This window comes from Gordonia sp. (in: high G+C Gram-positive bacteria), assembly GCF_049647785.1.
Classification (GTDB): domain Bacteria; phylum Actinomycetota; class Actinomycetes; order Mycobacteriales; family Mycobacteriaceae; genus Gordonia.
The window spans coordinates 1-23,419 of record NZ_JBARYI010000044.1 but is presented as its reverse complement, the minus strand read 5'-3'; the positions used below and the strand labels follow the sequence as shown (position 1 = coordinate 23,419).

The 23,419-nt window shown below is 63.8% G+C and carries 27 protein-coding genes; 13 read left to right on the top strand and 14 right to left on the bottom strand.

Features of this window, described 5'->3' with window-relative positions:
• Window positions 1-10: 10 nt before the first annotated feature.
• Window positions 11-1,129 (bottom strand): class I SAM-dependent methyltransferase, encoded by a 1,119-nt coding sequence (locus WBA38_RS06885; protein ID WP_424322364.1) that lies wholly within the window; start codon window positions 1,127-1,129, stop codon window positions 11-13.
• A gap of 66 nt (window positions 1,130-1,195) precedes the next feature.
• On the opposite strand from WBA38_RS06885, the gene WBA38_RS06880 reads away from it, so the two are divergent.
• From WBA38_RS06880 to WBA38_RS06865, 4 genes are all read left to right on the top strand, one after another.
• Complete coding sequence (locus WBA38_RS06880; RefSeq protein ID WP_424322363.1) at window positions 1,196-2,389, top strand: multidrug effflux MFS transporter; 1,194 nt, start codon at window positions 1,196-1,198, stop codon at window positions 2,387-2,389.
• Window positions 2,390-2,453: 64 nt separating this feature from the next.
• A complete protein-coding gene (locus tag WBA38_RS06875; RefSeq protein WP_424322362.1) occupies window positions 2,454-2,987 on the top strand; it encodes an MOSC domain-containing protein in 534 nt (177 codons plus the stop codon).
• A gap of 94 nt (window positions 2,988-3,081) precedes the next feature.
• The gene (locus WBA38_RS06870) at window positions 3,082-3,519 is read left to right on the top strand and encodes a VOC family protein (RefSeq protein ID WP_424322361.1); all 438 of its coding nucleotides are present in this window, start codon (window positions 3,082-3,084) and stop codon (window positions 3,517-3,519) included.
• 8 nt (window positions 3,520-3,527) lie between these two features.
• Window positions 3,528-4,478: a sigma-70 family RNA polymerase sigma factor gene (locus tag WBA38_RS06865; RefSeq protein WP_424322360.1), complete on the top strand. Its 951-nt coding sequence runs from the start codon at window positions 3,528-3,530 to the stop codon at window positions 4,476-4,478.
• On the opposite strand, the gene WBA38_RS06860 is transcribed toward WBA38_RS06865, so the two are convergent.
• From WBA38_RS06860 to WBA38_RS06840, 5 genes are all read right to left on the bottom strand, one after another.
• A complete protein-coding gene (locus tag WBA38_RS06860) occupies window positions 4,475-4,792 on the bottom strand; it encodes a helix-turn-helix domain-containing protein (RefSeq protein ID WP_424294210.1) in 318 nt (105 codons plus the stop codon). The genes WBA38_RS06865 and WBA38_RS06860 overlap by 4 nt on opposite strands.
• Before the next feature lie 129 nt (window positions 4,793-4,921).
• The gene (locus tag WBA38_RS06855; protein WP_424322359.1) at window positions 4,922-6,013 is read right to left on the bottom strand and encodes an NAD(P)H-dependent flavin oxidoreductase; all 1,092 of its coding nucleotides are present in this window, start codon (window positions 6,011-6,013) and stop codon (window positions 4,922-4,924) included.
• Entirely contained in the window at window positions 6,010-6,762 is a 753-nt protein-coding gene (locus WBA38_RS06850; protein ID WP_424322358.1) for a CoA-transferase subunit beta, read from the bottom strand. The genes WBA38_RS06855 and WBA38_RS06850 overlap by 4 nt, the downstream gene beginning before the upstream one ends.
• A complete protein-coding gene (locus WBA38_RS06845; RefSeq protein ID WP_424295397.1) occupies window positions 6,759-7,667 on the bottom strand; it encodes a CoA transferase subunit A in 909 nt (302 codons plus the stop codon). The genes WBA38_RS06850 and WBA38_RS06845 overlap by 4 nt, the downstream gene beginning before the upstream one ends.
• A complete protein-coding gene (locus tag WBA38_RS06840; protein ID WP_424295395.1) occupies window positions 7,667-8,428 on the bottom strand; it encodes an enoyl-CoA hydratase family protein in 762 nt (253 codons plus the stop codon). The genes WBA38_RS06845 and WBA38_RS06840 overlap by 1 nt, the downstream gene beginning before the upstream one ends.
• 79 nt (window positions 8,429-8,507) lie before the next feature.
• Here WBA38_RS06840 and WBA38_RS06835 point away from each other — a divergent pair, with 79 nt between their 5' ends.
• The 4 genes from WBA38_RS06835 to WBA38_RS06820 are packed head-to-tail and all read left to right on the top strand — an operon-like array spanning window position 8,508 to window position 11,399.
• The gene (locus WBA38_RS06835; protein WP_424295393.1) at window positions 8,508-9,287 is read left to right on the top strand and encodes an SDR family oxidoreductase; all 780 of its coding nucleotides are present in this window, start codon (window positions 8,508-8,510) and stop codon (window positions 9,285-9,287) included.
• A 50-nt stretch (window positions 9,288-9,337) separates the two neighbouring features.
• Window positions 9,338-10,234: an SDR family oxidoreductase gene (locus tag WBA38_RS06830; RefSeq protein WP_424322357.1), complete on the top strand. Its 897-nt coding sequence runs from the start codon at window positions 9,338-9,340 to the stop codon at window positions 10,232-10,234.
• The gene (locus WBA38_RS06825) at window positions 10,221-10,589 is read left to right on the top strand and encodes a hypothetical protein (protein WP_424294206.1); all 369 of its coding nucleotides are present in this window, start codon (window positions 10,221-10,223) and stop codon (window positions 10,587-10,589) included. The genes WBA38_RS06830 and WBA38_RS06825 overlap by 14 nt, the downstream gene beginning before the upstream one ends.
• A gap of 9 nt (window positions 10,590-10,598) precedes the next feature.
• Window positions 10,599-11,399, top strand: a complete 801-nt coding sequence (locus WBA38_RS06820) for a crotonase/enoyl-CoA hydratase family protein (protein WP_424322356.1) — start codon at window positions 10,599-10,601, stop codon at window positions 11,397-11,399.
• 89 nt (window positions 11,400-11,488) lie between these two features.
• Here WBA38_RS06820 and WBA38_RS06815 read toward each other — a convergent pair whose 3' ends face one another.
• The gene (locus WBA38_RS06815) at window positions 11,489-12,352 is read right to left on the bottom strand and encodes an oxygenase MpaB family protein (RefSeq protein ID WP_424322355.1); all 864 of its coding nucleotides are present in this window, start codon (window positions 12,350-12,352) and stop codon (window positions 11,489-11,491) included.
• 93 nt (window positions 12,353-12,445) lie between these two features.
• On the opposite strand from WBA38_RS06815, the gene WBA38_RS06810 reads away from it, so the two are divergent.
• Entirely contained in the window at window positions 12,446-13,000 is a 555-nt protein-coding gene (locus tag WBA38_RS06810) for a TetR/AcrR family transcriptional regulator (RefSeq protein ID WP_424294209.1), read from the top strand.
• A gap of 58 nt (window positions 13,001-13,058) precedes the next feature.
• On the opposite strand, the gene WBA38_RS06805 is transcribed toward WBA38_RS06810, so the two are convergent.
• Window positions 13,059-13,715, bottom strand: a complete 657-nt coding sequence (locus WBA38_RS06805; RefSeq protein WP_424322354.1) for a GNAT family N-acetyltransferase — start codon at window positions 13,713-13,715, stop codon at window positions 13,059-13,061.
• Between the two features lie 166 nt (window positions 13,716-13,881).
• On the opposite strand from WBA38_RS06805, the gene fadD8 reads away from it, so the two are divergent.
• Together fadD8 and WBA38_RS06795 are read left to right on the top strand one after the other, a co-directional pair.
• Entirely contained in the window at window positions 13,882-15,498 is a 1,617-nt protein-coding gene (fadD8, locus tag WBA38_RS06800) for a fatty-acid--CoA ligase FadD8 (RefSeq protein WP_424295070.1), read from the top strand.
• Entirely contained in the window at window positions 15,498-15,761 is a 264-nt protein-coding gene (locus tag WBA38_RS06795; RefSeq protein WP_424322353.1) for a ferredoxin, read from the top strand. Before fadD8 ends, WBA38_RS06795 begins: the two co-directional genes overlap by 1 nt.
• A gap of 76 nt (window positions 15,762-15,837) precedes the next feature.
• Here the strand turns inward: WBA38_RS06795 and WBA38_RS06790 are convergent, their stop codons facing one another.
• Together WBA38_RS06790 and WBA38_RS06785 are read right to left on the bottom strand one after the other, a co-directional pair.
• A complete protein-coding gene (locus tag WBA38_RS06790; RefSeq protein WP_424322371.1) occupies window positions 15,838-16,317 on the bottom strand; it encodes a nitroreductase family deazaflavin-dependent oxidoreductase in 480 nt (159 codons plus the stop codon).
• A gap of 1 nt (window position 16,318) precedes the next feature.
• Window positions 16,319-17,482 (bottom strand): steroid 3-ketoacyl-CoA thiolase, encoded by a 1,164-nt coding sequence (locus tag WBA38_RS06785; protein WP_424297076.1) that lies wholly within the window; start codon window positions 17,480-17,482, stop codon window positions 16,319-16,321.
• Window positions 17,483-17,685: 203 nt separating this feature from the next.
• Here WBA38_RS06785 and WBA38_RS06780 point away from each other — a divergent pair, with 203 nt between their 5' ends.
• Together WBA38_RS06780 and WBA38_RS06775 are read left to right on the top strand one after the other, a co-directional pair.
• On the top strand, window positions 17,686-18,909 hold the full coding sequence (locus WBA38_RS06780) for a cytochrome P450 (protein WP_424297078.1): 1,224 nt from the start codon (window positions 17,686-17,688) through the stop codon (window positions 18,907-18,909).
• A gap of 6 nt (window positions 18,910-18,915) precedes the next feature.
• Window positions 18,916-19,359 carry a nuclear transport factor 2 family protein gene (locus WBA38_RS06775; RefSeq protein WP_424322352.1) on the top strand — a complete coding sequence of 148 codons (444 nt, stop codon included), beginning with the start codon at window positions 18,916-18,918 and terminating at the stop codon, window positions 19,357-19,359.
• Between the two features lie 85 nt (window positions 19,360-19,444).
• Here the strand turns inward: WBA38_RS06775 and WBA38_RS06770 are convergent, their stop codons facing one another.
• From WBA38_RS06770 to WBA38_RS06755, 4 genes are all read right to left on the bottom strand, one after another.
• The gene (locus WBA38_RS06770) at window positions 19,445-19,903 is read right to left on the bottom strand and encodes a DoxX family protein (protein WP_424322351.1); all 459 of its coding nucleotides are present in this window, start codon (window positions 19,901-19,903) and stop codon (window positions 19,445-19,447) included.
• Window positions 19,904-20,055: 152 nt separating this feature from the next.
• Entirely contained in the window at window positions 20,056-21,225 is a 1,170-nt protein-coding gene (locus WBA38_RS06765) for a thiolase domain-containing protein (protein ID WP_424322350.1), read from the bottom strand.
• Complete coding sequence (locus WBA38_RS06760) at window positions 21,225-22,268, bottom strand: thiolase domain-containing protein (protein ID WP_424322349.1); 1,044 nt, start codon at window positions 22,266-22,268, stop codon at window positions 21,225-21,227. The genes WBA38_RS06765 and WBA38_RS06760 overlap by 1 nt, the downstream gene beginning before the upstream one ends.
• A gap of 28 nt (window positions 22,269-22,296) precedes the next feature.
• Window positions 22,297-23,310, bottom strand: a complete 1,014-nt coding sequence (locus WBA38_RS06755; RefSeq protein WP_424322348.1) for a Zn-ribbon domain-containing OB-fold protein — start codon at window positions 23,308-23,310, stop codon at window positions 22,297-22,299.
• Window positions 23,311-23,419: the final 109 nt, after the last annotated feature.

The window sequence follows — 23,419 nt, the reverse complement described above, 5'->3', positions numbered from 1 at the left end:
TCGTGAGCACTTACGGCTTCCGAGAAGCAGTCACCGTGAACTTGGTGTTCCGCGCGATCTGACGCGTCGGTCCGACGACCTTTTCCAACGTCGGCCGGTAACGCAGGTGCGAATTCCAGACGCACCAGAGTTCGCCACCTGATGCGAGGGCGCGGGCGGCGTCGGCGAAGAGATGGCGGGCGATGCCCGTCGAGACGGCGGCGTCGCTGTGGAACGGCGGGTTCAGCGCGATCAGTTCCTGCGAACCGTCGGCCACCGACTCCAGGCCGTCGGCCTGTTCCACGTGAATCCGATCGGCGACGCCGTTGGCGGCGGCGGTCGCGCGGGCAGACGCAGCCGCAGCAGCGGAGCGGTCGGTCGCCAAGACCGTAATGTTGTCGCGCGCTAACGCCAAGGATGCGGCAACGAGGCCGCTGCCGCACGCGAGGTCGACGGCGGTCGTAGCGTCGGGGCGGGCGGCGTCGAGGGTGGAGAGTAGGAAGCGGGTACCGACGTCGACGCGGTTGCCTGCGAAAACTCCGCCGTGGGCGGCGAGGGTGACGCCGAGGTCGTCGTGGCGTTCCAGTTTCGGCCAGGTGCCGAGTTGCTCGACGGCAATGGCTGGGCGCGGGCCGCGGGCGAACAGGACGCGCGACTTTTGTCGTGCGTGTGAGATGTCGACGCGGTCGAAGAACTGGCCGAGGACGTCGTTCATCGCGACCGACATGTGCTTGATGCGACCGCCCGCCACCACGACCACTTCGGGGTCGGCGTTGGCGGCGATTAGGGCTGCGACCTCGGCAAGGCGTTCCAAGCTGCGGGGTAGGCGCAGCAACACCACGCGTGCGCCGGACACCGCACTCGCGTCGAAGGGCAGCTGGATGATCTCGACGTTGAAACGGTCGGCGTTGCGACTCGACGCGCGTTCGCCCGTCACCAGGTCCTGATGGCTGCGCACACTCGTGGCACCGCTGACCGCCGCGCCGATCGCGAGCGCGCCATAGGCGTCGTCGAACACCGTCACCGAGTCGGCGGTCGCATCGGCGAGGAATCCTGCGGCCTCGTCGAGAATCAGCCGGTCGGCGGCATCGGAGGCGGACAGATCGGGGCCGTCGGGGTCGGGGTCGCGCCGGAGCAGGGAGAAGTCCACGATCGGGAGGTTACCGGTGACGGGCCGCGATCGGCGCATCGTTGGTGCAGCGGTAGCGTCGAGCCCATGTCTTCTGGTGCGCAGGTGCAGCGTTCAATCCCCGTGCCGATGCTCCTGAGTCTGGCGCTATTGTCGGCGATCGCACCGCTGGCGACCGACATGTATCTCCCGGGCCTGCCGCGGGTCGTTGATGAACTCGACACGTCACCGTCTCTGGTGCAGTTGACTCTCACCACGTTCATGCTGGGGTTGGCCGCCGGGCAACTCGTCATGGGACCGCTCTCGGACGGATTGGGTCGACGACGCCCGCTGATCGTCGGCACCGTGCTTCTGACGCTCGCCGGACTGGGGTGCGCGTTAGCACCGTCGATCGGGGTGTTGATCACGCTCCGATTCCTTCAAGGGGTCACTGGAGGCATCGGCGTCGTGGTGGCGCGGGCGGTGATCGCCGACCGTACCGAGGGCGATCAGTCAGCGAAGCTGTTCAGCATCATGATGATCATTACCAGCGCGGCACCGGTGGTCGCGCCGTTGCTCGGCGGCGTGCTGGTGGGGCCGATCGGCTGGCGCGGAGTCTTTTACGTACTGACCGGATTAGCCTTGGTGATGCTGTTCGCGGTAGCGCGGTTTGTTCCCGAGAGCTTGCCCGTGGAGCGGAGGCACCCCGTGGAGCCGCGCGCCATCGCCAGCAATATCCGCGCGGTGCTGAGCAATCGGCTGTACCTCGGTTACACCCTGACCTTTGGTATCGGCTTCGGCGCGATGTTCGGTTACATCTCGGCCTCGCCCTTCGTCATCCAGGAACTGATGGGCTTCTCGCCCGCAGTGTTCTCCGTGCTCTTTGCGATCAATGCCCTCGGAATCGGGCTGGCCGGTACCGCGAACACCAGACTCGTCGGCAAGTTGCATCCGCAGCGGTTGTTGACGATTGGCGTCGGCGCGCTGGTGATGGTGGGTACGGGGATGCTGGCGGTCGCACTGTTTGCGCCGGATGTGCACTGGCTTCTGCTGGTCCTGATGTTTTGTCTCACCGCGACTTTTGGGCTGACGGCAGGAAATGCGACGGCGCTGGCGCTGGGGCAGGTCCGCGATCGGGCAGGCACCGGATCTGCGGTTCTCGGTACCCTGCAATTCACCGTCGGGGCCATCGTCTCTCCGCTGGTAGGGATTGGTGGTTCCACCAGCGTGCTGCCGATGGCGATCGTCATCTTCACGTGCACGGTGTTGGCTGCGGGAGCGTTTTTGACGACGTTGCGGTAGGAAGTTCGTTGAGCGTGCCGAGGTGCCTTCGAGGAGGTTTCAAGCCGCCGGTACCGTAGCGGCCATGGCTCACGTGACGGCAATCTGCGTTGTGCACGCACTGCTCCCGGATTCGGGGAAGGTCGGGACAACGGCGATCGACAAACGGCCCGTCGCCGGAGCGGTCAAGGTTGGTGATTACGGCGTGTACGCCGACGTGCAGGCCGACCGCAAACACCACGGCGGGCTCGACAAAGCGCTGTACGCCTACGCGCAGGAAGATGCCGACTTCTGGGCGCACGAACTGAGCCGGGAGATTCCGGCAGGCTCCTTCGGCGAGAACCTGCGGACCGTCGGGATCGACGTGAACGCCGCGCGGATCGGGGAGCAGTGGCGCATCGGCGACACGGTGGTCGTCGAAGTGACGTCGCCGAGAGTGCCTTGCCAAACCTTCGCGCGCTGGATGGGCGAAGAGACCAATGGCTGGGTGAAACGCTTTGCGCAGTCCGGTCGCGTCGGCCCCTACCTGCGCGTTGTGAAGCGGGGAAGCATCGCGCCGGGGGACGAGATCACGGTTGTGCATGTGCCCGACGGTGCTCCCGCCGTCAACGGGTTGTAAATCTTTTGCGCGACGACCGATCAGTTTCGGGGTCGGCACCGGTCTATATCTATGACGGCATCGATCGGCGGTGCCGCAGACGATTGGAACCGACATGCACAAGACAATTTTCGTCAACCTTCCCGTCGCCGACCTGGACGCTTCGAAGAAGTTCTTCGGCGCGTTGGGCTACCGCTTCGATGAGCGCTTCTCTGACGAGAATGCCGCCGCGCTGGTCCTCGGTGAGACGATGGTCGCGATGCTGCTGAAGCGCGACTTCTATCAGAGCTTTGTGCCGGGCAGGCAGGTCATCGACGCCCACAAGGTCAGTGGCGCTATCCTCTGCCTCGACGTTGATAGTCGTGAGATCGTCGACGAACTCGTCGGCAAAGCCGTCGCAGCCGGTGCGACCTTCGGCGATACCGAAGACCACGGATTCATGTACGGAAGTTCGTTCTACGATCTCGACGGCCACGGCTGGGAGATGATGTGGATGGACCCGGCAGCAGCTGAAGCTGGGCCGGAAGCCTTCGCAGCACAGAACGAGAGCTAACCAGATCCATGAGCGGCGACCGCGAGTTCGACGAAGCGACTAGCGCCCTGCGCGCGGAGTTGCTGGTGCACTGCTATCACATGCTCGGTTCGGCGACCGATGCCGAAGACGTCGTTCAGGAGGTCTACCTCCGCGCATGGCAGGCGTATCACCGGTTCGAAAGGCGGTCATCGGTCCGGACCTGGATGTACAAGATCGCGACCAATACGTGCCTCACCGCGCTGGAGGGAAAAGCGCGCCGACCGCTACCAACGGGGTTGGGGACCGAGTCGTCCGATCCGCGGGAGCCGGTGATCGCGAACGACGAAATCCTGTGGCTCCAACCGCTTCCCGATGCGGCGCTGGGCGATCCGGCGGCGGCAGTCACCGCACGTGAGAGCGTCGGCCTGGCGATGGTCGCAGCCCTGCAAGACCTACCGGCGAGGCAGCGGGCCACGCTGATCTTGCGTGATGTGCTGGCGTTCTCGGCAGCCGAGACCGCCGACGTGCTCGACATGTCGGTGGCTGCCGCCAACAGCGCGCTGTCGCGGGCGCGCGCAACGGTCGGGGACGGTGCGCGCAGGGATGGTCGTCGTGCGGCGGAGTTGTCCGAGCACGAGAGGCAGGTGTGGGACGACTTCTGTACCGCCTTTGAGCGGCACGACATTCCCGGCGTCGTCGACGTCCTTGCCGCCGACGCCATCTGGGAGATGCCGCCGTTCCCCGGCTGGTACATCGGCGCGGAAGAGATTGGAGTGCTGACGCTTTCGCAATGCCCAGCCAAGGTGGCCGACGATCTCAAAATGGTGAAGACCACCTGCAACGGCCAGCCCGCGGCCGGCATGTATCTACGTGACGGCGACGTCTGGCGCCGATTCCAGTTAGACGTGCTGAGCATCGTCGAGGGGAAGGTCGTGCACGTGGGTGCGTTCTTTGAACCCGCGCTGTTTTCGTTGGCAGGTCTGCCGGAAGTGCTTTAGGCGTCGTCGTCGCCGACGGGGCCGCCTTCACTTTCCCAGTTCTCAATCATGCGCACATTGGTGCGGGTGAACTTGCGTCGAACCCCGATGCCACCAGCTTCGTCTTCGGGCACGAAGGACGCACCGTAGTGCACGAGGGCTTCGGTGACGGCCTGGATTTCCTTGGACGACAACGAATTTCCCCCCTTCTCGTAGCGGCGAAGAGCATCCTGATCGACGTCTGCGAACCGGGCGATCGTCCGCGCCGACACCTGCGTCAAATGCCTCGCCGCGCGAGCCAGGGCACCATCCATGTGAAACTCGATTGCGGTCATATTTCCCATTGTCCCCGGTTTGGTTGTGGGTTACCAGGGATGCCGGGAAGTGGATGGAGTTAACCACCGATCCACAAATGGAACAGGCCCGACCGGCGATTCGCCGGTCGGGCCTGGGTCTAGAGCTCCCTAGCGGGGGAGGGAGGCCAAGCGGCTGTGGGCCTGGGTCATGATCGACTGGATCAGCTCGTCACAGGACGGGAGATCGTTGATCATGCCGACCACCTGGCCGGACGCCAACACGCCAGCTTCGGTGTTGCCGTCGACCAGACCGGCCTTCAGCAGCATCGGGGTGTTGCCAGCCATGATGATCTGCTGCCACGAGCGGTCGCCGCTCTTCTTCATCGACGCGCCGTCGCGGAGCATGGAAGTCCACTTCATGCCGGTCATCTGCTTGAACTCGTTGGCATTGCGTGCGGCGGCAAACAGAGCCTTGGCGCGCGAGCCAGTTTCGAGAGCTTCAACCAACTGAGTGCGGAGCACGCGGTGAGGCATGCCGTCGACCTTGAGTGAAACCACCGTGTCGTTGAGGGTGCGCTTCAGGTACTCCTGCTTGACGCTCTCCGGCACAGCCGAATCGGACGTCAGCAAGAAACGCGTACCCATCGCAACACCATCGGCACCGTAGGCGAGCGCGGCTACCAAGCCACGACCGTCGAAGAAACCGCCGGCCGCAATCACCGGGATCGACGTCGGACCGTCGTTGCCACCGAGGGCATCGACGACGGACGGCAGCAGCAGCGTGGTCGCGACGGGGCCGGTGTGGCCACCGCCTTCGCCACCCTGCACGATCACCGCGTCGGCACCCCACGAAGCCACCTTGACGGCGTGCTTGGCGGCACCGATCGACGGCACAACGACGAGTCCGTTGTCCTTGAGCTTGGCGATCAGTTCCTTCTTCGGCGCCAACGCGAACGAAGCAACCTTGACGCCCTCGCGGATCATCAGGTCGACGCGCTCGTTAGCGTCAGTGGCGTCGGCACGCAGGTTGACGCCGAACGGCTTGTTGGTCAGCGACTTGGTCTTCTTAATCGCAAACTCAAGCTCGTCGTACGTCATAGTGGCCGAGGCCAGAATGCCGAGGCCGCCCGCATTGGCGGTGGCGGCCGTCAACGACGGTCCCGACACCCAGCCCATGCCGGTCTGCACGATCGGATACTGCACGCCGACCATCTCGGTGAACCGAGTCGAAATCGGTGCAGCCTTCGCAGCGTCTGTCACGAGCGGACCTCGCGATCACGCAGGTTCTTCGGGTCGAGGACCTCGCGGATGATCTGCAACTGCTCAGCCGTGGGCTCAGCGGTGACCGGTGCCTTGTCGAGATCGGCAACAGCGAAGCCGGTGTTCTCGGCAACCTGCTCGGCGGTGACGCCGGGATGCAACGACAGTGCGCGCATCGTGTGGCCGGGGCCGCTGAAATCGAAGACGCCCAGGTTGGTGACCACGCGGTGGATGTTGAGGTCGTCGTACGCCGGGTTGTTTTCGTCGATCTTGTCGTAGCCGACACCGGAAACGATGTCGACCTGCTCCGGGAACACGCGAGCGGTGTGGTTACCAACCCAGTAGCTGGTGGCATGGTTGATGGTGTTGCCTGGGGCGCCGCGAACACCAAACATCTGGCGCTTGGGGTGCTGCAGCGGACCGAATGCCGAGAGGTTTTGGTTGCCGAACCGGTCAATCTGGTTGGCGCCCATGACGACGTGGCGACGGCCCGAGGCGACGACGTCGAACACCTTGCGGAACGGCATCCAACCCTCGATGGGGCTGGACTGTCCCACGGCGGGGGTGTCGGCGAGGATGAGGGCTTCACCGTCGGTGATCAGCAGATCGGGCTCGGTGGTGAGGCGTGCGAGGCGGGCACCGATCAGCGGGTTGGTCGCCATCGGCGATGCCATGATCTCGCCGGCCCCGGTGAAAATGTCGGCGCATGCGACGACGCAGTATTCGGCGCGGGTGATTTCGGTGCTCACTTGCTGCTCTCCTTCTGTGCCTGCTGCTCGGCCTGCCACTTGGCGACCTCGCTCTGGTAGGTGGCTTCGTCAACGTCGAGGAAACGGGTCTTGAATGCCGACCAGGTTTCTTCGGTGCCAGCGGACTCGGCATAGAACTTCAAGAAGGCATTGTCGCGGCCGTAACCGCCGGCGAACGTGAAGTGTGCGCCGTTGGGGGCGTGCACCACGCGGTCGACGTTCATGCGGTTAACGATGAGGCGTTCGCGGGCCACCGAACCGACGAGCTCTTCAGTGGAAACAACCTCGTCGGCCGACACGTAACGACGCTCAGCGGCGGCGAGGTACAGGTCGTCGAAGTACGGGTCGACGCCGGTGTAGGCGGCGTTGCCGTGAATGTCGGCGATATCCAGGTGCACGAATGCCGCGTCGAGCTTCAGGGCGGGCATCGCGATCAGCGTCTGGGTACGACCGTCAGCGTCCGCGTAAGGCGACTCGATGGTCTTGAGCTCGCCTTCCCAGAACTCGGGAACAGCGGAACCGAGACCGGCGCGGATCGGCAGGAACGGGAGGCGAGCAGCGGCGGCTTCGAGGCCGCACTTGATCATGCCCTCATCCATCTCGCGGGCTTCCAGGGTGCCTTCGGTGCGGACCTTGGCGAACCACGGGTCGTAGAAGGGGGCGGCGTCGAGCGAAACGAAACCGTAGTAGGCGCGCTTCACCTTGCCCGCGGCGCACAGCAAGCCGAGGTCGGCGCCGCCGTAGGTCACCACGGTCAAGTCCTTGACATCCGAACGTGCAATCGCACGGACCAGGGCCATCGGCTTGCGGCGCGAGCCCCAGCCGCCGAGGCCGATAGTCATGCCGTCTTCGAGCTCGGCGACAACGTCGTCGAAGCTCGACGTCTTGTCAGTCTTGGAGGACATCAGTTCCCTTTCAAGGTCTTGCCGGTCTCGACGAACGCATCACGATGTTCGTCGGCGACGCCGGCCAGATTCAATTCATAGGTGTAACGCTGCTCAAGCAGGTAGCTGGTCTTGACATCGACGGGGTCGATGCCGTTGATCGCGGCCTTGGCGGCGCGGATCACGCGGGTGTCCTTCTGGTCGATCATGCGAGCGACTTCGAGGGCGGCCTCAAGGAGTTCTTCGCGCGGGACGGCCTTGTAGCAAGAGCCGAAGTGCACAAGCTGCTGGGCGGTCACGTTCTGCGCCGTGTAGTACAGGGTGCGCATCATGTGCTGCGGAACCAGACGCGCCAGGTGAGTGGCGGCACCCAGAGCGCCGCGGTCCACCTCGGGGAGACCGAAGACGGCGTCGTCGGAGGCGATGATCACGTCAGCGTTGCCGACGAGGCCGATGCCGCCGCCGACACAGAAGCCGTTAACGGCGACGATGACGGGGACCTGGCAGTCGTACACGGCGGAGAAGGCTGCGGCGCAACCCTTGTTGGCGTCGACCAGAGCGCCGAAGCCCTCGGTGTTCTGCATTTCCTTGATGTCGACGCCGGCGTTGAAGCCGCGGCCTTCGGCGCGAAGGATCACGACGGACGTTTCCGGGTCGGCGCCGGCGGCCAAGATAGCCTCGCCGAGCTCGAACCATGCGGCGCTGGGCAGGGCGTTGACCGGCGGAAAGTCGACAGTCACGGTCACAATGCCGGATTCGACGCGGGCGGTGGTGATCGGCACACCGACTCCTTTGCTGGGGGGCTGGGTGGTACTCAATGACTACCCAAGCAAATGCTTGGTTGTTTGTTACAGTAGCACCATGACCAATGGAGTGCACAGCCCGGCGAATCTGGGACTTGCAGGGAAAACGATCCTCGTCACCGGGGGTGTCCGCGGTGTCGGCGCAGGCATTGCGCAGGTACTTGCTGATCTCGGTGCCAACCCCGTGGTGTGCGCGCGCCGCCCGGGCGACGACGGCCGTGAGTTTTACCCGTGCGACGTCCGTGACAGTGACGCCGTCGCCGAAATGATCGCCGCGATCGTCGCCAAACACGGCACCCTCGACGGTGTCGTCAACAATGCGGGCGGTTCGCCGTTCGCGCTCGCCGCGGATGCATCGGACAACTATTCGCGCAAGATCATCGAACTGAACTTGATTGCCCCGCTGATCGTGGCGCGCGCTGCCCACCAGGTGATGGTGAATCAGCCCGACGGCGGTTCCATCGTGAACGTCTCGAGCGTGAGCGGGCACCGTCCGTCGCCCGGCACCGCCGCCTACGGTGCTGCCAAAGCCGGCATGGACAACCTGACCGAGTCCCTCGCCGTCGAATGGGCGCCTGCCGTTCGGGTGAACTCGGTGATCTGCGGACCGGTGCACACCGAGCAGTCGCACCTGCATTACGGCGACGACGATGGCATTGCCGCCGTCGGTGCCACCATCCCGATGGGTCGCCTCGCGCTCCCCGAAGACATCGGCAACGCTGTCGCCTTCTTCCTGTCGCCGATGGCGTCGTTCATCACTGGCTCCACCGTCACCGTTCACGGCGGCGGCGAAAAGCCAGCCTTCCTGTCGGCCGCCAACGCGGACAACAAGGCCTAACCCCACCCCGCTTAGAACCCACCCCAGAACCAAGTAGAGAGCGAAAACCTGTGAGCACAAAGCTGAATGAAGGTCGCGTCGTCATCATCACCGGCGCCGGACAGGGCATCGGTCGCGCCCACGCGCACGCCTTCGCCGCCGACGGCGCCAAGGTGGTCGTGAACGACTACGCCGCAGACTCGGCCGCCACCGTCGTTGAAGAGATCCGTGCAGCCGGTGGCGAAGCCGTCGTCGCCGCCGGTGACGTTGCCGACTGGGAGACCGGTGCTGCCATCGTGCAGACCGCCATCGACACCTTCGGTCGCCTCGACATCCTGGTCAACAACGCAGGCTTCCTCCGCGACCGCATGCTGCTCTCGCTCGGCGAAGAAGAGTGGGACTCGGTGGTCCGCGTGCACCTCAAGGGCCACTTCGTGATGTTGCGTCACGCCGGTGCCTACTGGCGCGCACAGTCGAAGGCCGGCGAGCAGGTGGCCGCCCGCATCATCAACACCTCGTCGGGCGCGGGCATCTTCGGCTCGGTGGGCCAGGGCAACTACGCCGCCGCCAAGGCCGCCATTGCGGAGCTCACCATCCAGGCCGCCGCTGAACTCGGTGGCTACGGCATCACCGTCAACGGCATTGCCCCCGCGGCCCGCACCCAGATGACGATGGGCGCAGGCGACGAAATGGCCGGGCAGATGGCCGCCCCCACCGACGGCTCGTTCGACGCCATGGACCCGGCCAACATCTCGCCGCTCGTCGTGTGGCTCGGTTCGCCGGAGTCCGCGGCCGTCACCGGACGCCTCTTCGAGGTTGAGGGCGGCATTGTGACCGTCCTCGACGGCTGGCAGCGCGCCGCGTCCCGCGACAATGGTGCCCGCTGGGAGGTCGCCGAACTGACTCCCGTCATCGCCGAGCTCATCGACGCATCGCCGAAGCAGGTGAAGGCATATGGCGCTCGCTGATGCCGATCGCATCGCCGCGGCCCGCGCCTACGTCGATGCCCTCGTCAGTCACGACGCGTCCGCAGTGAAGTTGACGCCCGACTGCACCCGCATCGAGTTGGGTGTGAAGACCGGGCGCAACGGCGACCACATTCGCCGCAGCCTTAACAACGGCCCGCAGTTCAAACTGATCTACCAGATCAGTGACTTCACGGCCAACGTTGTCGACGGCACCGTCAACACCACCTACTACGTGCACGTTCATCCCAAGATTCTCGGGTTGGCGGCACGCGTGGTGGAATCGTTCGACGTTGACGAGTCGGGAGCGATCTCGGCAATCACCGCCAAATTCTCCGTCCCCACCCGCAAGGTTTAAGGAACAACCGTGACCGAATCTGCAGTTCTTTACGAGGTGCGCGACGGCGTCGGCATCATCACCTTCAACCGGCCCGAAGCGATGAACGCGGTAAACGCCGACCTCGCCATCGGTGCGGGCAACGCCTTGGCGCAAGCCTCGGCCGACCCCGCAGTGCGGGTTGTGGTGCTGACCGGAAACGGTCGGGCATTCTGTGCCGGAGCCGACCTCAAGGCCGTCGCGCGTGGCGAGGGCATCGCCGACAACGACCATCCCGAGCGTGGCTTCGCGGGAATCGTCCAGCATTGGATCGACAAGCCGGTCATCGCCGCCGTAAATGGATTCGCGATGGGTGGCGGCACCGAGATCATGTTGGCTGCTGACCTGGTAGTCGCCGCCGATTCGGCAGTCTTTGGCCTGCCGGAAGTGAAGCGCGGCCTCATCGCCGGTGCAGGCGGCGTCCTGCGCATGCAGCGACAGCTGCCGCTGAAGCGGGCCCTGGAACTGGTCCTGACCGGCGACGGTATCGAGGCGGCGACCGCCCTCGACTGGGGGCTGGTGAACCGTGTGGTTCCCGCCGAAGAAGTGTTGGCGACCGCGCTCGAGTTGGCTGCGAAAATTGCCGCCAATGCGCCGCTGTCGGTGCAGTACTCCAAGCAGACCGTCTACCGGACCCAGCAGGGACGTTCGGACTGGAACCCCGCGTGGGGTGCCGAGGATCCGTGGGCCGTCAATACCGATCTCGGGATGAAGGTGTTCACATCGAAGGATGCCCGCGAAGGTCCCCGGGCCTTCGCTGAGAAGCGTCAGCCGAACTGGCAAGGCGAGTAGTACCTGCATAGAAGTTCCCGCACAGGACCGATGAGGCTCAGAAAGGTCTCATCAACGCTGTGCGGGAACTTTTATGCGCGGAGCAGCGGCTAATGCTGGACGGGGCAGCCAGCGTGGGCGAAGGTACCCATGGATTCGATTTCGAACCCGTCGGGGTACGACTTGATCCGGGCCATGTTGTGGACATAGCGCGGCTTGCGGCGGCTCGGGAGTAGTCCGGCGATCTTTCCGCGCACCTTCAGTCCCACCCGGGATGCGCCGCGCACCAGTGCCGGCGGCCGCTTATAGCCGAAGGCATCGAGCAGGGAATCGTCCATCACGGACAGGCTGAAGAGGTCGATCGCCGGACCGAGTGGCCTCGGGTAAAAGGTCTTAAACAGCTTCAGCGTGGCATCGCCGGTGCGGCGGACGCCGGGGGTTCCACCGGAGACGTAGTGCTCCTTCTCGTACTCGTCCATGAGTCGCGCGAACTCGTCGTATGTCTCGGGCATGTCCTTGATCGCCATGTGGCGGCCAAGTTGGCGGTAATACCGGACGCTGGCGCGTACCTCCTCGGCAGTGAGTGGGCGCGATGCATAGTCGTGGATCCAGCGGACCGGCACCACCACAAACGTTGCTAGAACGTACAGCATGTCCGCGTTCGAGATGTCGTACATCTTGTGCATCTGATTGATCCGGCGCATGGCGGCTGTGCCGTCGGTGCTGTCGAAGCCCTTCAGGAGTGGCACCTCCAAAAGGATGGCGGTGTCGTCGTACCGCTTCTGGGGGACGTCCTTGAACTGGGCGGTCTCGTCGAGCAGGTTGCCGACGGTCGGCACCGCGTAGGTGCGGAACAGGGCGAAGCTCAGCGCCTGATTGATATCCCACGGAAATTCGTAGGTGGCGAGCCTGCGGTAAATCTCGTGAAAGTCAGTCTCCGGATCCAAACCGGCAGTCGTGCTCTTGCTTGACATAGATCGCTCCTTGGATGTCGATTACGTCACTGTAAGTGGACTTATAGTTTTCTGCAAGAGGTTGTTCGCGCAGATGTGAATACAGTTGGACGAATGGTGAGAAAGGCGTCGGTGCCGTCGGAGCAAGCGCGCAGACGATTTTTGGATGCGGGGTTGGCGGTACTGGCAGGAAGTGGACATGCGGGCCTCAAGCTGGCCCAGGTGTGCGACGCGGCCAGCGCAACAACGGGCAGCTTCTACCACGCTTTCGGTAGCTGGGCGGAGTACAAGACGGCACTCATCGCCCACTGGCGCAGCGAGCAAAGCAGCCGACTGATCGAGGACGCGCTTGCGGTTCCTGATCTTCGCGAACGGATGGATTACCTCATCGACATCGGCTTGGGGCTCGATCGCGCCTGCGAGGCAGCCATCCGCGTTTGGTCCCAGCACGATCCCGAAGTCCTTGCGCACTTAACCGAGGTTGACCGCGAGCGGACGGACGTCATTGCCGACACCACGGCGCAGGTCTTGGGCGACGTGGCAACGGCACGACAGTTTGCTCAGGTCTCGATGTATTTGCTCGTGGGTTATCAGATGGGAACGGTCGAATCCCTTGATGCGCTGCGCTTCGGATTTAACTCGCTGCTGGCGTATTCGCTGGGAGAGTGAGGCATACGCAAAACGAGCCCGGTCGCGATGACCGGGCTCGTGTTGTGTTGCCTTGAATTTAGGAGCTGGGGGCGCGCACCACCATCGGGACGCCGGGGAACAGGGCTGCCATCTCCGACCGTGACTTGCGCAGGGCCGCAGTGCCGTACCCGTGCTTGCGGGCAGAGGGGCGGATCCAGATGCGGACGTCGACCTCGCCGCCGTGAAGCTCGCCGAACACAATGCCGATCTTGCGGTCGTCTTCGACGGCGACGAGCCAAACTGCGTCCTCCGCGTCGACGCGGTCGACAGCCTGGGCGATCTCGTCGTCGAGTGCGCCCGCGGGAGCACCCGATCCGTCTCCTGCCACGCCCTGTTCGGAGGTGCGCTCAGCAAAAATGTCGGCGTCCTCGTCAGCGGAGAACGGGCGGAGGCTGAGGGTGTCGCCAGAGCTGGCGGGGCGTTCGGCGAGGGTGAACGTGATGGCTTCGTTGAGGTTGTCGAGTTCGGCCTGGTTCTTGCGGCGCTCGTCCGTGGTGAGTTGGTAGAACGACATGTTCAACACGGCTTCGGCGCCGAGCTTTGACTTGCCGAGCAGAGCCGCGATCTTGGTGGCTGCGGTATCGCGATTCTCGGCCTCGACGATGATGTCGAGTACTTCGTGGCGACGTTCCATCGCACTCAGCAGTGCGTCGGTAATGTCGCGTCGGCTTGCTGTCTGGTCCACATCGGTCATAGTTCGATAGTAGCCACACCGGAGTGTTTCGCACCCGGGTCTGCCGCTGGCCGGAACGAATTTAACGCAGTGTTTGCAGGTGTGGACCTTGGGCTCTAGCGCTTGCGGCGCAACAGGATTGGGCAAGTGCTTTCGCAAATCTAGAACACGTTCTAGTATTCGGAATATGGAATCTGGTTTCGATATCGACGATCTATTGCACAATCCCGTCCACCTGGGCGACCTCATGGTGGCCGCGCTGCACCGGAACCACGACAAACCCGTGCTCCGCCTGGGGGATACGGAACTGACGGGCAAGCAGATGGCCGAACAGATCAGTTGCTTCACCCAGGCCATCGAGGCCGCAGGCGCCGGAACTGGCAAGGCGGTTGGACTGCTGGCGCTGAACCGTCCGGAAGTGCTCTACGTGATCGGTGCAGGCCAGACGCAGGGCTGGCGTCGCACCGCTTTGCATCCGCTGGGGTCGCTCGACGACCACGCATACGTCCTGTCCGACGCCGGTGTCTCGACGTTGATCATCGACCCGAATCCCAAGTTCGTCGAACGCGCCGTCGCCTTGCTGGAGCAGGTCGAGAGCCTGACCCAGGTGCTTACCCTCGGCCCGGTGCCCGCCGAACTCGCCGAGGTTGGGGTGGACATCATCGCCGCTGCCGCCAAGTACGAGCCGCAAGAACTGACCGCGGCGATTCTCGACCCCGAGCACGTCGTCTCCATTACCTACACCGGCGGAACCACCGGCAAGCCCAAGGGTGTGATCGGTACGGCACGAGCCATGGCGACGATGACGCAAATCCAGCTCGCCGAATGGGAATGGCCGGAGCGTCCCAAGTTTCTGATGTGCACGCCGCTCTCGCACGCCGGCGCGGCCTTCTTTGTGCCGAGCCTGGTAAAGGGCGGCACCATGGTGGTCCTGAGTAGCTTCAACCCCGCAGAGGTGTTGGAGACCATCGAGCGCGAACGCATCACCGCCACCATGCTTGTGCCGTCGATGATCTACGCGCTGATGGACCACCCGGATTCGCACACCCGCGACCTGTCATCGCTGGAGACCGTCTACTACGGGGCGTCGCCGATCAACCCGGTGCGTCTCGGCGAGGCGATCGATCGCTTCGGTCCGATCTTCGCCCAGTACTACGGCCAGTCCGAAGCGCCGATGGTCATCAGCTACCTCCGCAAAGACGAGCACGACAAGGAACGATTGGGTAGCTGCGGTCGCCCGTCGGTGTTCCTGCGGACCGCGCTGCTCGACGCCGAAGGCAACCGGGTCAAGCGTGGTGAGCCCGGCGAGATTTGCGTGTCTGGGCCGCTGTTGGCGGGCGGCTACCTCGGACTCCCGCAGCAAACCGCCGAGACATTCGTCGACGGCTGGTTGCACACCGGCGACGTCGCTCGCGAAGACGAGGATGGCTTCTGGTTCATCGTTGACCGCACCAAAGACATGATCGTCTCCGGTGGCTTCAATGTTTTCCCGCGCGAAGTGGAAGACGTGATTGCCGAGCATCCGGCGGTCGCGCAGGTGGGTGTCGTGGGTGCTCCCGATGAGAAGTGGGGTGAAGCCGTGACCGCGGTGGTCGTGCTGCGGGCTGACGCCGATGGCGGCGACGAGGCCAAGGCGAAGATCGTGGCCGAACTGCAGGCATCGGTGAAGGATCGCAAGGGCGCAGTTCAGTCACCGAAGACGGTGGTCTTCGCGGACTCGCTTCCGCTGACCGGACTTGGCAAGCCCGATAAGAAGGCCTTGCGAGCGCAGTTCTGGAAGGAATCGGAGCGAGCGGTGGGCTGATGGCCGTGGAAGACGAAGAACCGGAGCCCGGAACCGACCGACCGGAGCTGACCGTAGTCGCGGACATGAGCTTGTGCGACGGTTATGGCGAATGCGTGAAAGCCGCACCCGCCGTGTTTGCGCTCGACGACGATGGGTACGTCCTCATCAAGGACCCGAATGTTTCCGAAGAAGAGGAAGCTCGGGTGATACGGGCGGTCTCGCGGTGCCCCAAGGGTGTGCTGACCTTGCTCGCAGATGGCAAACCGGTCGACATTCCATAGCTCGAAAAAATTAGTGCCGCCGATCGTGACCCAAGATGAGTCACGATCGGCGGCACTAATTTTGGCTGACGCGTGGTTACTTCGGTGAGCAGATGACGACCGGAATCTTCCGGTCGGTCCAGGCGGCGTAGGTGTTGAAATCTGCGTACAGATCCACCAGTTGCGGCCACAACCGATCCCGTTCGGCGTCGTTGGCGATGCGCGCGGTGTAACGGCGATCGTCGCCGCCGACTTGAATGCGGACCGACGGGTCGTCGCGCACGTTGTAATACCAAGCGGGGTTGCTCGGCAGGCCACCCTGCGACGCCACGACGACGATGTCGTCGCCATCGCGAAGGAACAGCAGCGGTACGGTCCGCTCCTGTCCCGACTTGCGTCCGATGCTCGTCAACAGGCAGACGGGCGTGGGATTCCGCAGTGCGGAACCCACGCGCCAGGTGCCGCCGAACTTGCCGCGAGTCAGTTTGTACAGCCGCGTGTTAAGCCGCGACCCGACTTTGATGAACTTCGCGACAATCGGCGAATCTAGCTGTGCCGGGCGCGCATTGGCGTCCAACTTAGATGCGCTCGATGATGGTGGCGGTCGAGAGCGCGCCACCGGCGCACATGGTGACCAGCGCTGTCTGCTGGTCGCTGCGCTCAAGTTCGTGAAGAGCAGTCGTGAGCAGGCGCGAACCGGTGCTACCGACGGGGTGACCAAGCGCGATAGCGCCACCGTTGACGTTGACCTTGTCCATATCGGCGTTGTGAACCTGTGCCCAACTGAGGACGACCGAAGCAAATGCTTCGTTGATTTCGACGATGTCGATGTCGTTCATCGTCATGCCGGAACGCGACAGGACACGCTCCGTTGCCTGCACCGGGCCGTCGAGGTGGTAGTACGGCTCTGCACCGACGAGGGCCTGGCTGACGAAGCGGGCGCGCGGCTTGAGGCCGAGGGCCTTGGCCTTGTCGGAATCCATGATCAGGATGGCGGCGGCACCGTCGGAGATCTGCGACGAGTTGCCTGCGGTGTGGATGCCGCCCTCGATGACGGGCTTGAGGTTGGCAAGCGATTCCAGCGTGGTCTCGCGGAGGCCTTGGTCGCGGTTGACCTCGAGGATGTTCCCGGTGAGCTCGCCTTCCTTGGTGCGCTCCGGGGCCTTCACAGTGAGGACCTCGCGGTCGTAGCGGCCTTCGTCCCAGGCGCGCTTCGCGTTGGCCTGCGAACGGACGCCGAGGGCGTCGACCTCAGCGCGCGTGATGCCGCGGCGCTTGGCGATACGCTCTGCGGCCTCGAACTGGTTCGGCATATCGATCGACCAGGATTCGGGGCGTCGCGGGCCTGCTTCTGTGCCAACGTTGGCGCCGAGTGGCACATGCGACATGCATTCGACGCCGCACGCGATGCCGACATCGATGGTTCCGGTGGCGATCAGGCCGGCGATCATGTGATTGGCCTGCTGCGCCGATCCGCACTGGCAGTCGATGGTGGTCGCACCGGTCTGCCAGGGGAGCCCGGCGTGCAGCCAAGCGGTGCGCGTGACGTTGTTGCCTTGCTCGCCGACCTGCATTACGCAGCCGCCAACAACCTGCTCAACGAGTTCGGGGTCGATCCCGGCGCGTTCGATCACGCCACTTTGTGCGGCGCCCAGGATCTCGGCTGCGTGGAGGCCCGAGAGCCACCCGTTGCGCTTGCCGATGGGGGTGCGAACGGCCTCGACGATCACCGGTACGCCCATGATTTCTCCTTCATCAATAAAATGGTCTCTAGCTCGAAACTAGAACAAGTTCTTGTTCACGTCTATCCTGTGTGGCAGAGTGTGACCTACCGCAAATTGTAACGGGTTCTCGTTTGGGTCGGGAGCCTGCACATGGCATAAAGAAACGAGGTGATGACGTGACTGAAACGCCGACAGACAGCGCTGCTGGCACGTGTCCGTTCATGCATCAGGAAGGTTGGGACTTCACTGATCCCGACTTGCTGGTTCAGGGCATTCCGGTCAAGGAGTTTGCAGAGCTCCGTAAGACCGCTCCCGTCTGGTGGAATGCGCAGCTCCCCGGCAAGGGTGGCGGCTTCAACGACGGTGGTTACTGGGCCGTCACGAAGCACGAGCACATCCGCGAGATCTCGAAGAACGCTGATGACTGGTCGGCCCACGACAACGGTGTGATCATCCGTTTCGAGGACGATATGTCTCCCGAGCAGCTTGAGGTCACCAAGACCCTGCTGATCAACCATGACCCGCCAGAGCACACTCGTCTGCGCAAGGTCATTTCGCGTGCGTTCACCCCGAAAGCTGTCCACGCGATTGAGGACAAGCTCGACGAGGCTGCCCGCGAGATCGTGAAGAAGGCCGCGGATGAAGGCTCCGGTGACTTTGTTCATCAGGTTGCCGTCGACCTGCCGCTGCTGGCGATCGCTGACCTCCTCGGTGTCCCCGAGGAAGACCGGATGAAGTTGTTCGACTGGTCGAACTCGATGATGAACGCCGACGACCCGGAGTTCACCACCGATCCGGTGACCGCCAACATGGAGATCCTCGGCTACGGCTACAACATGGCTGAGCAGCGTCGTGCGTGCCCGGCCGACGACATCGTCACGCAGCTGATCGAGGCCGACATCGACGGTCATGGGCTGACCGAGGCGGAGTTCGGCTTCTTCTTCATCCTGCTGACGGTAGCGGGCAACGAGACCACTCGTAATGCCATTACCCACGGAATGAACGCCTTCCTGGAACATCCCGATCAGTGGGAACTGTTCAAGAAGGAGCGTCCGGCCACGGCGATCGACGAGATCGTTCGTTGGGCTACTCCGGTCAACGTCTTCCAGCGGACCGCCAAGCGCGACACGATGGTCGGCGGCGTCGAGATCAAGAAGGGCCAGCGAGTCGGTATGTTCTACGGCTCGGCGAACTTCGACGAGGATGTCTTCGAAGATCCCTTCACGTTCAACATCATGCGCGACCCGAACCCGCACGTCGGTTTCGGCGGCAACGGCACGCACTTCTGCATCGGTGCCAACCTGGCCCGCATGGAGATCAGCCTGATGTTCAACGCCTTGGCGGACCTCGTTCCGGATATCAGCAAGGTGGAGCAGCCTCGCCGCTTGCGCCACGGTTGGATCAACGGCATCAAGGAACTCCAGGTCAACTACGGAACCAAGTAGGTTTCGGTGGCTGACAACGCACCCGCTTACTTGAACATCGATCGCGAGAATCACCCGGCAGTGCTTGCTGGGCGACGCTCGCGGGAAGCCGTCGAAGCCCGCGACAAGCAGGCTTGGCTGGAGAATTTCTCCGCCACCGGATCCGTCGAGGATCCGGTGGGTCCGTCGATGTTCGACGAAGAAGGCAAGGGGCACCGGGGGCTCGACGAGCTCTCGGCGTTCTGGGACAAGACAATTGCCACGACCGAGAAGATCGAGTTTGTGTTCGATCGGGAAGTCATCTGCGGCAACGAAGTGGCTTACATCGGCAAGATCGTCTCGTACATCGGCGGTCACCTGACCGACGCCGAAGGTGTTTTCACCTACAAGGCGGACGAGAACGGGGATCTGCAGGCGCTGCGCGCGTTCTGGGAGGTCGGGGCGACCATGAAGTCGCTGCGCCCCCAATAGGTTTAGGCCCAACAGGGTTAGGCCCAAGAACCGCAACAATAAAGTCCCGGCAACCATCGGTTGCCGGGACTTTATTGTTGGGTGGCTAAGCGTCGACCTGGGTCGAAGTCTTGTTGGTCGAGGTCTTGTTTGTCGCGGCCTTGATGAGGTGGGTGTCGGCGGCGAAGGGGCCGTGAGCGGCGAATCCGACGGCGATGAGGCCGGCGATCAGGGCGAGGGGCAGCTCGTATCCGCCGTCAGCGGTCCAGAAACCCGCGTCGATGTGGGCGATGAAGATGGCACCGATCATGTCGAGGATCAGAATGACGGCGACAACGGGAATCGCGAGTCCGACGATCAGCATTGCGCCGCCGACTAGTTCGGCAATCGCCGCCACCCAGGCGGAGAAGGTCGGCAGCGGTGCGCCCATGGCATCGAAGTTCGCGGCGACATTGTCCATGCCGTACACGAAGAACTTCTGGCAGCCGTGCGCGAAGAAGATGATGCCGAGGATGATGCGGGCAATGGTGGTGGCCAGATTCTGACCGCTCTTGAGCGCGTTCATAGCGGGGCTCCTTGAGAATTGGTTAACGTGTTGACCAAAATTGAAACATCTGCGCTCCCGCAGTGCAAGGGTTGTCGTCGCCGTCACTGTCTCGATAACGCGAGACGGCCCGCCCCGGAAGAATCCGGGACGGGCCGTCGTCGTTGTTGGTATTACGGCTTGTCGGCGCCGAGAACCCACATGGAGAAGTACTGTGAGCCGCCGCCGTAGGCGTGGCCGAACGCCTTGCGGACGTCGGGGACCTGATGGTCGCCGCCCTTGCCCATCACCTGGATGGCCGCCTCGGCGCAACGAATCATGCCGGACGCGCCGATCGGGTTCGACGACAGCACGCCGCCCGAAGCGTTGACCGGCAGCTTGCCGCCGATTTCGGTCTCGCCAGCCTGCGTCAGCTTCCAGCCCTCGTACTGCGGCATGAAGCCCAGATTCTCCAGCCACATCGGCTCGAACCAGGAAAACGGGACGTAGATCTCCGCAGCATCAATTTCCTCGAGAGGATTGGTGATGCCAGCGTCCTTCCACAGGGCGGCCGATGCATCGCGGCCGGCCTGCGGGCTAACGACATTGCGGTGCGAGTACGACAGCGGCTCGGTCCGCATCGCGGTGGCCAAGACCCACGCGACCTTGCGGCCGTCGGCGATGGCGTCGTCGGCGGTCTTCTCGTCACCGAGAATCACCGCGCAGGCACCGTCGGACGACGGGCAGGTCTCGTCAAAACGGATCGGGTCCCACAGCATCTGCGAGGCCATCACCGATTCCACGGTGATGTCGGGCTGATGCAGGTGTGCCAGGGGGTTCTTGGCGCCGTTGCGGCGATCCTTCGCGGCGACGATCGCACCGATGTTGTCGGGGGCACCCGAATTGTTGATGTACGACCGCACGTGCGGGGCAAAGAAGCCGCCCGCGCCAGCCCCGACGGGCATGGTGAACGGAACCGGAATCGACAGCGCCCACATGGCATTCGACTCCGACTGCTTCTCCCACGACACTGCCAGCACGCGGCGATGCACGCCACTGCTGACCATCGACGCGCCCACGACGGCCGTCGACGCACCCACCGAACCGGCGGTGTGCACACGGATCAGCGGCTTGCCCACTGCGCCGATCGAGGCGGCCACCGACAGTTCCGGCATCATCGAACCCTCGAACAAGTCGGGGGCCTTGCCGATGGCGATGGCGTCGATGTCGTCCATCGTCAAATGAGCGTCGGCGAGTGCGCGGTCGATCGCTTCGCGGACCATGCCAGCCATGGTCACGTCGGTCCGCTTCGCGACGTACTTGGTCTGTCCCGTGCCGATGACGGCAACGCGATTGCGGCCCATCAGTTTTCTCCTCCTGAAAGTGCGACGACCATGTTCTGCTGCAGCAGCGGGCCACTGGTCGCGTGGGCGACGGCGGTTTCCGCGTTGCCGGTCAAGATCTCGTATGCGGCGTAGCCGATGCGCTGCAGACCTGCGGTGAACAGGCTGTTTCCGGTGAGTGCGCCGCCCGACGGGTTGATCCGCGTGCGGTCGCTGACACCAAGCTCGCGCTTAATGATCAGCTCTTGGTGGGTGTATGGCGCGTGAATCTCGGCGACGTCGACGTCGCGCGAGCGGTCGCCGAAGGCGGTGTTGGCCGACATGGCGGTCGACGGTGAACGGGTCAGGTCGCGGGCACCAAAGTTGGGTGTCTCGATCCGGTGATCCCAGCCGGTGATCCAAGCGGGGTTCGCGACCAGTTCGCGGGCACGTTCCTCGGAAGCCAGAATCACGGCAGCGCCAGCATCGGAGTAGGGCGCAATGTCATGAGCGCGCAACGGGTTCGACACGTAGTCGGTAGCGAGCAATTCATCGACCGAAGCGCCGGTGGTGCGGGCGGCAACGGCCGCCATGTCGGCTTCGGTCCACGCACCCGACTCGAGTCCCGCACGCGCCTGGATACCTGCGAGCGAACGGGCGTCCGGCCACAGGGGAGCGACCGTGTAGGTATCGGTCTGCATTGCCAGGGTGCGGTCAGAATCGCCAGCCGAGGCCTTGCCGAAGCCGTACGCCAGCGCGACGTCGACCTCGCCGGTGGCGATCTTGATCCAGGCCTCGTACAGGGCCCAGGCGCCGTCCATTTCGACGTGCGACTCGTTGATCGGCGGAACCGCGCCGATGGCGTCGATTGCGGAAATGAAAGAGAACGCTCGACCGGCCAGGTAGTCCGACGATCCGCTGCACCAGAAGTCGATGTCGGTGCGGCTGATTCCCAGATCGGAATACAGCTTGTTGAAGCAGGGAACCAGCATTTCCACACCGTTGGTGGTGCCGGTTGTTTCCGGAACGTTGGCGCTGTGCGCGAAGCCCACGACTGCAATGCGTGGGAGATTTGAATTTGTCATCTCGGTACTTAAGGTCCTTCCGCGAGCGTCAGAGGTGGTTCCGGTACGACTCAAAGTCGGCGTCCGGCTCGCCGCTCGGGGCGAAGTGGCTGATGTTGCGCATGGTGTAGTCCCATTCGTCTTCGGGACGCCACACGGCCTTCACCCGCATGCCCATGCGGACGTCCTCGGCGGGCGTGTCCAGGATGAGGTGCAGGAACGGGATGTCGGAGCCGTCGAGGAGAACATAGGCGGCGACGTAGGGCGGCTTGATCTGCTGACCCAGGAACGGGACGTTGACGATGCAGAAAGTGGTGACGATGCCGGTTTCGGCGAGCTGGACGCGCTCGATGGTGGGGCTTCCGTCGGACGGGCTCACATAACGCGGCGGGAAGTAGACTTCGCCGGTCTGGACGCGGCCGCCGAGGAGTTTGCCTTCCTTGAGGCCCTCGAGGTACCAGCTCTCCGACTCGGTGGCCGAGTGCATGATCGAGTTCGTGATCGGCGTCGTGATGATGACGTCGCCGTTGGCGTCGACGGTCATGTCGCCGGTCGCGGCGGGGGCGTCTGACGGGGCGTCGCCCAGGCTGAAGTGCGAAATATCGGTGATCGCGCCGGTGCGAACGGCATTCCACACGGCATGGACGCGGGCGCCGACCTTGATGTCGTCGGCGCTGGCCACGTCGACGGCGTGCAGAAGTGACGTGTCGGCTCCGTCGAGCTTGATGAGTGCGAAGGCGAATGGACGGTCGAAGACCTGGCCTTCCACTGGGCTCGGCTGCCAGGACCAGCTTTCGATGGTGCCAACCGGGGCGACCTCGACGAGGTCGGTCGTCAGTGTGCCGGTGGTTGGGTCGAACTCGTCGGGCGGGGTGGTCACCCGTCCGTCGGCGCCGCGGCTGCCGAGGATGCGGCCATCGCGAAGGGCGAGGGCGAACTGCGATAGGACGGGTCCGAGCGAGCGCGTGTAGGCGAAGGTGTTTTTCAACTCCGCGGACAGAATTCGTGACTTCGGCTCAGGTACCTGCACCTCTGGATGGGTGGGGATTGCACTATTGGACACTTTCGAAGTAGAACACGTTCTAGTCTTGGTTCGCAAGGCTATGCACGGTACGGCGCAGCGGTGCGAACTGTCGGTTCTGACTCGGTCGTTCGATGTCACTTCAGATGAC